The organism is Polyangiaceae bacterium (assembly GCA_016715885.1).
Taxonomy (GTDB): domain Bacteria; phylum Myxococcota_A; class Polyangia; order Polyangiales; family Polyangiaceae; genus Polyangium.
Map to the genome: position 1 here is coordinate 765,870 of JADJXL010000025.1, position 12,624 is coordinate 778,493.

Annotated in this window: 13 protein-coding genes; 4 read left to right on the plus strand and 9 right to left on the minus strand. The window is 61.6% G+C overall.

What is annotated here, in order from left to right; all coding sequences use genetic code 11:
* Positions 1 to 89: 89 nt before the first annotated feature.
* Positions 90 to 689, plus strand: a complete 600-nt coding sequence (locus IPM54_38100) for an SMI1/KNR4 family protein (protein MBK9265590.1) — start codon at positions 90 to 92, stop codon at positions 687 to 689.
* A gap of 62 nt (positions 690 to 751) precedes the next feature.
* Positions 752 to 1,747, plus strand: coding sequence for an RluA family pseudouridine synthase (locus IPM54_38105; GenBank protein ID MBK9265591.1), 996 nt, complete (start codon positions 752 to 754; stop codon positions 1,745 to 1,747).
* On the opposite strand, the gene IPM54_38110 is transcribed toward IPM54_38105, so the two are convergent.
* From IPM54_38110 to maf, 3 genes are read right to left on the minus strand one after another with little or no spacing between them, the layout of a single operon-like run.
* On the minus strand, positions 1,728 to 1,991 hold the full coding sequence (locus tag IPM54_38110) for a hypothetical protein (protein ID MBK9265592.1): 264 nt from the start codon (positions 1,989 to 1,991) through the stop codon (positions 1,728 to 1,730). The genes IPM54_38105 and IPM54_38110 overlap by 20 nt on opposite strands.
* Before the next feature lie 60 nt (positions 1,992 to 2,051).
* A complete protein-coding gene (locus IPM54_38115; GenBank protein ID MBK9265593.1) occupies positions 2,052 to 3,503 on the minus strand; it encodes a glycosyltransferase family 39 protein in 1,452 nt (483 codons plus the stop codon).
* Entirely contained in the window at positions 3,500 to 4,117 is a 618-nt protein-coding gene (gene maf / locus IPM54_38120) for a septum formation inhibitor Maf (GenBank protein ID MBK9265594.1), read from the minus strand. Before maf ends, IPM54_38115 begins: the two co-directional genes overlap by 4 nt.
* 192 nt (positions 4,118 to 4,309) lie before the next feature.
* On the opposite strand from maf, the gene IPM54_38125 reads away from it, so the two are divergent.
* Positions 4,310 to 6,361 (plus strand): OmpA family protein, encoded by a 2,052-nt coding sequence (locus IPM54_38125; protein MBK9265595.1) that lies wholly within the window; start codon positions 4,310 to 4,312, stop codon positions 6,359 to 6,361.
* A gap of 31 nt (positions 6,362 to 6,392) precedes the next feature.
* Positions 6,393 to 7,235: a DNA-binding protein gene (locus IPM54_38130; protein ID MBK9265596.1), complete on the plus strand. Its 843-nt coding sequence runs from the start codon at positions 6,393 to 6,395 to the stop codon at positions 7,233 to 7,235.
* 22 nt (positions 7,236 to 7,257) lie between these two features.
* On the opposite strand, the gene IPM54_38135 is transcribed toward IPM54_38130, so the two are convergent.
* The 6 genes from IPM54_38135 to IPM54_38160 all read right to left on the minus strand — a co-directional run bounded on the left by IPM54_38135 (position 7,258) and on the right by IPM54_38160 (position 12,561).
* Complete coding sequence (locus IPM54_38135; GenBank protein ID MBK9265597.1) at positions 7,258 to 7,809, minus strand: polysaccharide biosynthesis/export family protein; 552 nt, start codon at positions 7,807 to 7,809, stop codon at positions 7,258 to 7,260.
* A gap of 26 nt (positions 7,810 to 7,835) precedes the next feature.
* Positions 7,836 to 9,254, minus strand: coding sequence for a hypothetical protein (locus IPM54_38140; GenBank protein ID MBK9265598.1), 1,419 nt, complete (start codon positions 9,252 to 9,254; stop codon positions 7,836 to 7,838).
* A 40-nt stretch (positions 9,255 to 9,294) separates the two neighbouring features.
* A complete protein-coding gene (locus IPM54_38145; protein MBK9265599.1) occupies positions 9,295 to 9,873 on the minus strand; it encodes a hypothetical protein in 579 nt (192 codons plus the stop codon).
* 196 nt (positions 9,874 to 10,069) lie between these two features.
* Complete coding sequence (locus tag IPM54_38150; protein ID MBK9265600.1) at positions 10,070 to 11,497, minus strand: AgmX/PglI C-terminal domain-containing protein; 1,428 nt, start codon at positions 11,495 to 11,497, stop codon at positions 10,070 to 10,072.
* Between the two features lie 199 nt (positions 11,498 to 11,696).
* Positions 11,697 to 12,302 (minus strand): hypothetical protein, encoded by a 606-nt coding sequence (locus tag IPM54_38155; GenBank protein ID MBK9265601.1) that lies wholly within the window; start codon positions 12,300 to 12,302, stop codon positions 11,697 to 11,699.
* Between the two features lie 7 nt (positions 12,303 to 12,309).
* Positions 12,310 to 12,561, minus strand: coding sequence for a hypothetical protein (locus IPM54_38160; protein MBK9265602.1), 252 nt, complete (start codon positions 12,559 to 12,561; stop codon positions 12,310 to 12,312).
* Positions 12,562 to 12,624: the final 63 nt, after the last annotated feature.

Here is a 12,624-nt window from a genome sequence, read left to right on the forward strand (position 1 = left end):
GGCGATCGGCTGATACACAGCCTTCATGGGCAATTGCCCCTAAGGCGCCCAAGGACCGCCCCCCTTCGCGGGCACGCTGAGACGACACCATGGCAACCATCGAACGAGGCATCGCACTTGTGCAGCGGGTCATCGCAGCCCACAAGGCCCGGCCGTCCGGAGAAGCCGTCGTCGGAGCAAGCCCGGCCGCGCTCGACGCGCTCGAGTCGAAGCTCATGGTGGAACTACCGCCCACGCTCCGCACCTTCCTCTCGTACGACTTCACGTTCGCGAGCCTTGGTAAACGCTTCAAAGGTCGACACCGATTCGGCACCGATCCGCGTGCGCCAAACCCAAAGATCACGTCCGTCCGCAAGCTCGCCGAAGCCATGGTCGAGCTCGGGTGGACCGACTCGCGCATCCGCAAAAAGGTCGTCCGATTGCCAAACAAACCCGGACACCCCTGGAACGCGCTCTACCTCGGAGAAGCAAGGCGCGACGGAGAGCTCGTCATCCTCGGCCTCGAGGCCGAAGAAACGAACGTCCGCGTCTTTCCTCGTTACACGGGCTTCGACTTGTACCTCGCTCATCAACTCGGGCTCGCACGCTTCACGGAAAGCCAGCTCCTCGACGATCTCGAGTCCCACATCGCGCACAATCCCGAGCTCGGCGCCGGCGAAGACGACGACGACGACGGAGCGGACTACTAAAGAATCCCGTGCGGCGCCCGCCCATCTCCGTTTCCGAAACACACGCTCGACATTCGAAACCGATCTCCGACGCAGCGTCGACATTCACGCTCGTCGTAGAGCCAGGTGATCCTCGCGATCGCTTGGACAAACTCGTCGTTCGTCTCTGCGAACGTGCTGGTTGCCCGACGTCGAGGTCCACGGTGCAGCGGTGGATCGAACACGGCCACGTCCTCGTCGATGGACAGTCTGGTCGAGCCGCATCCGCAGTCCCCATCGGCGCCCATGTTTCCATCACGCCCGAGCAGCCTGAGCCGACGCGCGCCGAACCGGATGCGTCCATCAAGCTCGATGTGATTTACGAAGACGAGCATCTCTTGGTCGTGGACAAACCTGCGGGACTCGTCGTTCATCCAGCGCGAGGACACGCGGACGGAACGCTGGTGAACGCGCTCTTGGGACGCGGCGGCTTCGAACGCGCGAGTGCCGATCCGCTCGATCGCGAAGGTCACCTGCGACCGGGCATCGTGCATCGAATCGACAAGGACACGAGCGGACTGCTCGTGGTGGCGAAAGATGCGCAAACGCGTGAAGCGCTGAAAACGCTCTTCGCAGAACACGACATCGAACGCGAGTACGTCGCGATCGTCGTGGGCTCGATCAACGACGCGACGTTCGACACGCTTCACGGGAGGCATCCGACCGATCGCTTGCGCTTCACGACGCGCGTGGAAACCGGCAAACGCGCGATCACACACGTGCGCGTGCTCGAACGGTTTACCCTCGCAACGTTCGTCGCGTGCCGGCTGGATACGGGACGCACGCATCAGATCCGCGTGCATCTTGCCGAACGAGGCAAAGCACCGATTCTTGGCGACGCGCTGTACGGAAAACCGCCGAAGGATCCGAAGTTGCGAGCCATCGCCGACGAACTCGGACGGCAAGCACTTCACGCACGGCGGCTAGGGTTTGTCCACCCAACGACGGGCAAACGTCTGTCGTTCGATAGTCCGTTGCCGAAAGACATGGCGCAGGCGCTCGCGAGCCTGCGCGCTCTCGTTACCAAATCTTCGACTTGATGTGCCCCTTCGACTTCACGAGGATGTCGACGATGGCGCGGTCGTAGAAGTTCTTCGCGTAAAGATCAGGCGAAACGCGGCTCTTGAACAGCGCTCGTCCTTCTTCGATTTCTTCCGCGAGCACCGTGAAGAGATCGTCGTTTTGGATCCCTCCGACGATTTTTTCTTCGTTGTAGAGCGAGAGGTCGCTCGCGATGGCACGCGCCAATCGGCGAGCCGCTTCCTCGGTCTCGATCAGGGGCATCGGGGTATTCCTCCGGGTGGCCGCGGCTAGAATGCGCGGGTTCGCGCGGCATGTCAAAAGTCACGAGACAGTAGGCGTCGCGACCCGTTCTTGTGTGACGTCGCCCGCTTCGGATCGCTGCGGCGACAGCGCCAGAACCGCGACACCCACGAGCAGCGGGAACGTGACCATTCCGTACCGCCCGGCACCGAAGAAAACGGCGTGAATCATGGCGGTCATGCCCACCACGATGACGGCAGAGCTCGACAAGATGGGTCCACGCACAAGCTCCGGGCCGCGAAGAAGCGCGGCGAGAACGAAGGCGACGTAACTCACCCAAGCATGGGTTTGGAACAGAAACACGAGCCCAACGAGCCCAACGAACAAGCCTGCTTTCGACAAAACCGAAGCTCGCCGAAGCTGCGACAGTCGCCAAGAACCTTTTGAGGCCCAAAGAAGTGCAAGCAGGAGGACGCCTCGCTCGTACACCGTCTCGAGCCCGCCTAGCACCACCTTGCACCGATCACCGCACGCTGATCCGTTCGATTCGTGCAGATACCAGCCCGCTGCGCCGCAATAGTCGAACGTTGCGGCAAGCTTGCGAGGCACGAGCGCAAGCCACTCCGTAGGGTTTTGCGCGATGTAACGCCTTGCAGCTCGACCGAAGCATTCATCCTTGGCGGCTTCGTCCCAAACTTCGCGACACTCGAAGGGAACCTTCACGGGCGACCACGCCCCCGTCGATGCCGTGTCGGCACCGATGAGCAAGTTCCATCCACCGTTGTAACTGACGAGTGCGCAACTGCCCATGCGAGCGCAATTGCGAGCGGTCCACGGTGCGACCAGGACAAACGTCGCGATCGTCGCCGTAGCGACGGCCAAGACGACACGCTTCCAAGACGATTTGCCGAACCACGGAGCCACTGCGACGAATGCAAAAAGTGGAGCAAATACGATGCTTTGCGGGCGCACGAGCGATGCGGCTCCCACGACGAAACCGAGCAGCACGAGCCACTTCCACGTTGCTCGCAATCGAGCATCACGCGACGCATCGCGCAGACATGCAGCGGCCCACGCTGCACACGTGACGAGCGATGCAGTGACGCCTTCACTCATCAGCGCAGGCGTGTACGCAACGAGTCCCGGATGTACGGCGACGAGAAGCCCTGCGACGAGCGCGAGTCGCGGTGTCGTTGCGCGCAGAGCCATGCGATGCACGGCAACTGCCGCAAGCGATCCAATCGCTGCATTGAGCGCCATCGCCACACCTGGATGCGAGCCAAAGAGCGCATACGCGGCACCAACGAGCGCCGGATATCCCACGGGATAATGCGCAGCAAAGGTGACCACTCCATCCGGCCAGAGCCACGTGTAGCCATGGCCATCGGCGATTCGTTGCGCGATGCGGTGGTAGAACGATCCGTCCGCGGTCGGCGGAAATCGCGACGCTGCCCAGACGACGACGGCAGCTCGTAGCGCGAGCGCCACGCCGAGCACGATCCATGAATCACGACGGCGTGGTTCGACGTTCACGACACAGACGTGCGCGGAAAGCGCCCCAAGAGTCCCACGCGACGCAACGCCGCAACGACCTCGCACGCAGGCAAACCCACGACGTTCGAGTACGAGCCTTCGATGCGCGACACGGCAAACGCCCCGATGCCTTGAATCGCGTAGGCACCAGCTTTGTCGAGCCCTTCGCCCGTTGCCGCATACGCAGCGATCTCGTCTTCACCGAGCGCGCGAAACGTCACACGCGTGCAAACGGTTTCAGCATGCAAAGCACCACTCGGGTCTTCGCCCGACGCGATCGCGAAACGTGTCCAGACCTCGTGATCGCGACCGCTGAGGGCCGCGATCATCGCGCGCGCGTCATCGCAATCCGCAGGCTTTCCAAGAACGGATCCATCGAGAATCACGCTGGTGTCGGCAACGAGCACCGCACCGCAGCCAGATGCGTGTTGCGCCGCGCTCGAGAGTTTGTCCGCCGTGATGCGCTCGAGGTACGCCGCCGCGGATTCGCCCGCGCGCATGCGTTCGTCGACATCGAGCGACACGATGCGGAGAGGCAAGCCCAGCGTCGTCAGAATCTCCCTTCGCCGAGGGGACCCCGATCCCAAGAGGAGTGGGCGTGTTTCGTCGATCATTCGACGCTCGTCCTTCAGCGCGGCGGCCTTGGATGGCCCCGCGAGGCGCCTTTCGTATCACGCTCGCGCGGGAGTGCGAACTCGGGGCACTTGGCGTTTTGACTCCGCCCAAAAACGAAGTAGACGTCTCGCAGCATCCGCCTGTTCGTTCGCAGCCGAAGCGGCGTCGTACGACCCGGATGCACGCAGGTCATGACTGAAGCATTCGCCCCCAAGTCACTTGCAACGAACTTGCTCGGGGCGCGTCGCGCGCTGGCGTGCTCGATCGCCCTCGTAGCAGGTACAGTGCTCGCGTCACCGCAAACAGCGCTCGCAGACGAGTGCGATTCCGCCGCGACGTACAGCGGCTGCATCAACGCGGACAACCTCTGGCCGCATGCGGGCCCAGGCCCTTTCCTCTCGCTCGGCAGCCCCATCACGACCCCGACGGGCAAAGCATCGATCGGACTCGTCGGCAGCTACTTGTCACGTCCCATCGGCTTGCGCGTCGCGTCGCCGGATCCCGACGGCACCGTCTTGGCCGTCCTCGACAACGTCGTAGACGTGACGTTCGTCGGCGCGTTCGGCGTCACGGATCGGCTCGAAATCACGGTCGCTGCGCCAGTCACGCTTTACCAGGACGGCAGCGGGCTCGGCGCCATTCGCGGCAGCGATGAAGAGCTACGTCGCAGCACGTTGCGAGACACGCGCTTTGGCGTTTCGCTCGCCGCGATCCAGCGCCCGCGCGCAGGCAATCAAGACGGCTTCAGCCTGACGGGGCGATTCGAGTTTGCGGTGCCCGTCGGTGATGCGGACGCATTCGCCAACGCGCGCACACCGACGTGGTTTCCATCGATCGTGGCGACGGCCAAAAAAGGTCGCTTTCAACTCGGCCTCGAAGCAAGCGCGCGCGTTCGCGGAGAAAGCCAACTGGCGAACATGCGCATCGGCACGCAATTCGGCGGAGCGCTCGGCACGTCCTTCGACATTCTCCGCGATGGTCTACTCACGGCATCCGCCGAAGCGTTTGTCCTGTACACCATCTCAAAACAAGAGCCTTCCTCGCTTGCTGCCGACGGTGCGGCTGCACCGCTGCTCATTCCCGCCGAATGGATCGTGTCTGCCTCGTCCGCTCCCCTGCTCGGTGGCGACGTCTCGTTCTCGCTTTACGGCGGCGGACCCATTCCGTTTTCGAGCGAAGCCGCAGTCACGACACCTCGATTTCGATTTGGTTTGTCCGCGCGCTATGCGCCGACCGGAGGCGATCTCGACAGCGACGGAGTGCTCGATCGCGACGACGTGTGTCCCAACGTCGCCGAGGATCGTGACGGCTTCAAAGATGCCGACGGCTGTCCTGAACTCGACAACGACAACGACCGCATCCCCGACAACATGGACCGCTGCCGTGACGCCGCAGAAACCGTCGATGGTTTCCAAGATGAAGACGGATGCCCGGATCCCGACGACGACGGCGACGGCATCAACGACGAGCTCGATCAGTGTCGCAACGTGGCCGAAGACAAGGACGGCTTCGAAGACGACGATGGTTGCCCCGAACTAGACAACGATGGCGATGGCATTCCGGACGCGAAAGATGTTTGTCCGAACGGCGCCGAAGATCGAGACGGTTTCAAAGACGACGACGGCTGCCCGGATCCCGACAACGACTTCGACCAAATCCTCGATGCTGCAGATCAGTGTCCGGCGGCGCGTGAAGATCTCGATGGATTCAAAGACAGCGACGGCTGTCCAGAACCCGACAACGATGAAGACGGCATTCTCGACGGCAGAGATCGCTGCCCCATCGAAGCGGAGACGATCGACGGCAAGGACGACGAAGACGGTTGCCCCGAGCCAAATGCTCGTTCACTCGTTCGCTGGTCCGGAGCTCGCATCGTCGCCGAAAACGCGCCACGGTTCGGCCCAGGATCGGCAAAGCTCGGCAAGCTTGCCGAAGAAACGATTCGTCAGATGGCCCAACTGGCGAAAGGTCGCGAGCCCATCGCAAACATCATCATCGAAGGCTACGCAGATCGTGTCGGTGACGAATCTCCAGGCGCGATGGCGCTTGCTGAAAAACGTGCACTCGCCGTGAAAGCCGTACTCGTGGCAGCTGGTCTGCCCGAAGACCGCATCGCTGCAGCAGCGGGCGATCAAACTGAAAAACGTGCGCCGAATGCGGCGCATTTCGAGATCACCGTGCAGCAACAAAAGCCCAAGACGGTGCCTTTGGAAAAACGGGCGCCCAAGCCCGATTCGAAGTAATCGCTCGTGCGCCAAGATCTGAGAAAAATTGATGAACGTCGCTGAATCGAAACGCATCCGCCAGCTCGTCGTTCACGTCGAACGAGGCGAAGAACTGCCCGTGGCACTCATCCGAGCGCTGCACGACGTGGAAGCCAAATCCGCATCCATCACCGGAACGGGCATCGTCGAAGCGATCGAGATCGCGGGAATCGATGCCCAAAGCCAAAGCTCGCTTCGCCGCATCGACTCCCCAGCGCTCGTCGCATCGCTCTCGGGCAACGTCGCGCTCGAGGACGGCGCGATGAACGTGCACCTGTACGCGACCCTCGCGCGTGAAACCGCGCTCGGACACGAAACGTTCGCCGGTCACGTGAGGTGGGCTCGAGCATTGGCGATGGACCTCTTCGTCACCGTCTTCGATGACCTCGTGATGGATCGATTGACCGACGATCAAGGCTTCCCCGCCGCTCTTCAGGCAACGCTTCGCGCCCCCGGTGGATCAGCGCGAGTCACGACGCAAGAAGCACCTCGCGAGCCAACGCCGACGCCCGTCGCGGCAGCGCCCAAGCCGGCTGTCGCAACCGCTGTCGCAACCAAGGAAGTCGACATCGATCTGAAGCTTCAACCAACGGCGCCAGCGCTCGCGCCACCCGCTCGCCTGTACAAGCCACATGAAGAAACGACCGAGGTCTACCCGGACGTGTCGGACCTCGTGACGCACTTTCACTTTGGCGAATGCGAAGTGATCAGCTCCGACGGCGAACGCATACGCCTGCGACAAATCAAGGACGGACGCGTTCGCGAAGTGTCCCTCGCGATGCTCAAGATCGAAGGCCCGACGACGGACCCCGCAACGAGCAAGCGTCTCTTCAAGTTGTCCCGCAAAAACTGAAGGTTTGTCCGACGAAACAGCGCTAGAAGATGCGCTGCGCGACGTTGATCGAATCGCCCGCTTGCAAGGGAATGTCGGGCGTCACGTTGTCGATGATGTCCTGAACGCTCACCGTGACGGCACGTGTGGTGCCATCGACTTGGCGGCGCACGGTGACGTTGTCCTTGGCAGCCATCGGATTGAATCCGCCGACGAGCGACACGGCACGAAGCAGCGTCATGCCGGGCTCGAAGCGGAGCGAACCGGGCCGCGCGACTTCACCGAGCACCTCGACGCGCTTGGAGTTGTACTCCTTGACGCTGACGCTCACGATCGGATCGGTGAGGTAGTCCTGTTCGATGAGCTGCTGTCGAACGATCTCGGCCACTTTCTGCGGCTCGAGCCCCGCGACGTGCACGCGCTTGATGTAGGGCAAGTCGACCGTTCCGTCCGGCGCGACAGTGAACATGGTTGGCAGGTTGTCCTCACGGACGATGCGCACCTCGAAGACGTCGCCCACGCCGATGGTCGTGCTGCTCGAGGGTGGTGGAAGCTGCGCCGGAGGCACACGACTGCCGCACCCGATGATGGCCATCGCCACCACGAATGAAATGGCGCGTGTCACATGAGCCAACGAGCGCCGATGTATGCCTCGAACTGCTGCCACTGGAGCTTGTCTTGTCTTAGCGGGCTACTTGGATCGCCAGGGTTGTCGCGAACAGGAAGCGTCTCGTCGCTGATGCGAGTGCCGTAGCGCAGGGTCGCGTTGATCCCGAACGCATCCTTGAATCTGTATTCTGCAAAGCCGGCTGCGTCGATGCGAATGTCGGTCCAGCCAGGCTTGACGATGGGCGTCGACCCCACGTCGCGTAATTTGACGGTTGGAGTGACGAGCGCGCCAGCTCCAGCATCGAGAATGACGACGAACTTGCCGCCAAGGTAGTAGGTGAGCTTCAAATAGCCGCGATCGCGCTCGAAGTAGGTGCCGAAGTAGTTGTCGTGGAAGTCACGCAGGAATCCGAGCGCAAACGACGACGTCGACGCGCTTGCCGCGTTCGGATCGGAAGACCGTGTCGGCGTCAGGAAGTATCGGATTTCCGCCTGTGCAATGACGCTGTCGAAGTCCTGAACGTCGGCCTCGGATTCATTGATGGAGGTGTTCGGGTCGTAAAAGCTGGACCCCCAACCAACCATCAAGAGCGCACCGAAGTTCGGCGTGATGAGGCCGTTGTAGCCGAGCTGCGCGCGCACGGGCATCGAGTTGGTCTTGTCGCCGCTCTCGTTGAGGTAGTGGATGATGCTGAAACGCGCGTCGTACAAGAGCGCCGATCGCGGGAGGAATCGCCACCGACCGCGCATCTGCAAGGTGTGGTTGAGGTTCGTCAGAACGTCGAAGTCGTCGGCCTCGAAGATGATGCCCGTGAAGTTGTAGCCGAGGCGCCAATCGAGCATCCCATTGTTGGGGGTCCAAACAATCTCGCCACCAGCCGTTGGAACCAGACGATTGAAACTCCGATTGATGTAGCCTTCTTGAGACGGTTGGATGAGACGCGCGAAGGTCGATGTGAGCGATCCGGACCATGGATGACCGGCGTTGATGTTCAGCCGCAGATCCGCTTGCCCGCTGATGTTCCGCTGCTTCGACATCTCCGCGTCGTTGGCATCATTGCCCGAGACGCCGAAAAATTCGTTGTAAGTCGCAGACACACCGCCGAACACTTCGAGCGGCGGTGGAGCTTGATTCGAACCAGTTGCTCGGCGCTGCGGGCCTAGTGTCGAAAATGAGAACGACGGCGTAAGTCTCAGCCGCAGCGCTCCCACCGGGTCTCCAGCAGCATCTCCCGGGGCGATCAGGAAGAAGTTCGAGTCGTATCCAAATTCGGCGGCGAACCCAGGGTGAAGCTCGAAGTTGCCCACACGATAGCCGGGTCCAATCGTGTACTTGCGATCCGCAAGCCAGGGTTGGTCTTGGCTAAACGCAGGCGTGGGCGCGAGCACCGTGAGCAGCACGGCCACGATCAAGAGGCCACGTATTATCATCGGATACTCGGTCAGAACTCCCGCGCGGCTCGGACAAACCTCACTTGATCACGCTTCCGGTAGGAGGAGGTTCGATGATGATGATGTTGGGCGGATAGTAGGCAGGTTCGTCGGCGATCGCAGGGTCGACCGAAGCGATCACGGCAGCTTCCCCGAGGATTTCGGCTTCCTTGCCGATGCACAAGTTTGCTTCTGCAACGAGTTGTTCGGCGCGCTGGCGAAGAACTCCGAGAACAGTGAACTCGTGACTCGCAAGATCGGCATCGTTTCTCTGCACCGCTCCGTCGATCGCGCTCTTGCGATCGCGTGCATTTCGCAGCGCTACGTCGATCTGATTGAGTTTGTCATCCAAGCACAGCGTCTTGACGACATCGCGTTGCGCTCGGGCTTCTTCGAGCATTCTGCGCACGGTGCCACGTTGGCTGTCCATGCGCGCGAGAGCCTCTTGCGCTTCCGAGGCTTGCTCTGCAGGGGACAAACTCACCTTCTGCTGCAAGCCAAGATCGACGGGCGAAGGAGCAGGTTGAGCGAGATCGGCCTGCGCAGACGCAACACCGTGCAAAACGAGCAGCGATAATGCGAACACCGCGCTGAAGCCAAGCATCCGTTCCCGTCGCATCGAAGTCCTCCTAAACGAGACCGCCAAGTGACTGTAGAAGACTAGCTGCAAAGGTGTCAACGCGCCTGGTCGTCAACGAATCGTCACAAACACGCGAAACCTTGCACCGACTGCTTCGTTGCACACGAGGTGCCTACATTCACGCTTTTTTGAAGAATTTTCAGCGCTTGGCAAGCGCACTCGGGTGAGCTGCCAGTCACTGGCTCACGAACGACACGGGAATGACGATGGTCGCGCCACCATTATCGGGAGGTGCGAATTGCGCACTCTGCACGCGTGCGACGACACACCCGATGACGTCCCCCGACAAACCGCCACCACCCGAAGGACTTGCGGAGAGAACTTCGCCGTTCGGACCGATCCTCGCCGTGATGCGAACGGATCCCTTCATCGTCGGGTCGGTCTGAAGACCGCGGTTGTAACAGCGCCTGAAACCTGCACCCATGCCAGCCACGACGCTTTGCGCGTTCGCAACACTGCCCGTGACCGCCGCGCCGCCAACCTGCGCGCTGCCCGTCGGCCCCTTGACGGTCTTCGCCGCACCCGCGGCGCTCGCAGCCGTTGCTGCCTGTGCTTGCGTGTCGCCAATGTTGGCCAAGCTATTGCCAGCTGCACCAGGACGAACCGTACCGCCTGCTCCATCAGGGCCAATCAAGCCCGCCATGCCCCCAAGCGCCGACGCTCCCGCACCCGAAGCTGCCGCGCTGTCAAAAAGGCCCATCGGAACATCGCCACGCTCGAGAACTCCAGCCGTCGCATCGCCCATGCTGTTCAATGCGCCGAGCATCTGAAGATCGAGCTGCGCAAGCTCGTTGCTGATTTGTGCCGCTCGCGCATCGCTGACTTTGCCGCCACCCGTGTCGGCTTTCGCCGCAGGCGCAGCCGTCGGCTTCGGCGCTTCGGCCGCAGGCGATGGCGTCGCAGTTTCAGCCGTATCCTTCGGCTCCTCGACGGGCGGCGGAGCGGGCAAGTTCTTGATGGTATCGAGAAGCTGCGCCACGTCGAACTCGTCACTCACCGGCGGGTCCATCCAGTCGGAATAAATCGTCCCGACCAACCCGAAGTGCAAAAGAAACGAAAATGCCGCGATGATCGTCGTCGACCAGTCGATTGAATGGCCAAACCCGCCCTGGAGCGACACCGGCATCTGCACCTTCGCCGGTGCCGCAGGTGCCGCGACAAACTGAAACAAGAACGTCGTGTCACCCACGACGACCTTGCCTCGCGCTTCATCGCTGAGCGGCACTTGATAAACGGCCACGTTGCCAACGGTCGTCGCCTTCGCCTGCGACTTCAGATCCGCCAGGTCACTTACGCCGCTCTTCAGCGCCAGCCGGCCCGTCATGCTGTCGAGGACGTTCAGGACGTAGTCGTTGCCAACGAGCTCGAACAGGCGAAAGTTCGAAGGAACATTCTTGCCCGGCGTAACGAACGTGCTCTTTTCGCTCGGGCCAATCGTGACGTGCGTGCGCTGCTTGATGACGCGCTCTTCGATCACCTTGCCGCCCAGCACCAAGCCCACTCGCAAGGCCTTCGGTCCCGCATTCTGGTCCACGGCCCGCATGACTGCGGTCATCGTTCCAGGTCTCGTCGAACCAGCCTGCGATTGCGTTTGCTCCGTCATCCCGAGGCCTCCGGAAAGCCCTGCGATTCCGCTCCAACCCGATGCATCGAATACGCTTCGAGGTGCACGGACGAGATGCGCGATCGCATCCGTGCACTTGAACCCGGCGCGTATGGACGCTCGGACATGGAAGAAGTTTCACGAGCGTACACGACGCGCCGCTTCGGGTAAAGCACACGGCATCATTTTACGGCTCGAGTTATCGACGGCGCGATCGCCGCGGTATCGACACGGACGACGTTTGCCGCCGCCCCACGTCGGCAGAACCTCGAAGCTCGAGCGCGTCGACGAGGGCATCGATGCTTCGCCGCAGCTCGAGCGATATCGCCGAAGCCCGCCTGTCGATGGTCAAGCAAACGATCGCCGAAAAAAGCCCCACAAGCAGCAAAATCACCGCCACGACCACGTCGAGACGCAGTGCAAGCTCGAGCGCCATCAAGAGCACGCCGCTTGCGCCTGCAATTCGCGCGGCTGCCCGCGGCCACATCGCTCGCGCTTCCAATTCGAGCGCCACCTCCGCCAACACGGAATCCACCACCGCAGCTCGATTGGAAGCATCCACGCCCAATGCTTCGTCCGCAATGCGCCATTCAATGCTGCCAGAAGGCGCCTTTCGACGCAATTCCGACAGTCGCTCTGCCTCGGGCAAACGAGCGATTTTTTTGGCGAGCGAATGGGTTTGTCCTGACGAAAGCGCTGTGACGCGAACGAGTTGCGCGCGTGCCAAGAGCACCGCAATCGCTGAAAAAACGACGCTCAGAACGAGGAAAACAATCGAGATGGCGTGAATCGGCAGGTGTGGCACGCGAAGATCAGAACGGGCTCTTGAAAATGGCCTGTTCGATGCGATCGAGAAATGGCTGCCGCAGTTCGGCAAGCGTGAGGCGAGGTGCGATACGGGCAACGTCGACGGCGGCGATTGGTTTTTCGATACGGCCGGTAATCGTGACTTCGGTCAGCGTAATGGCGCCGCGTGCCTTGTCCTTTTCCTCCTGCGCCGCGGCAGGCCGCTCGGCAATCGAAAGCGCCAAAATGCCGGCCACCATCATCATTGCTCGTCGCATGGTTTGCCTCCCTCGATCACAATATCTGATTTTATGCTTTTCGTCCATGAATTCATGCCAATC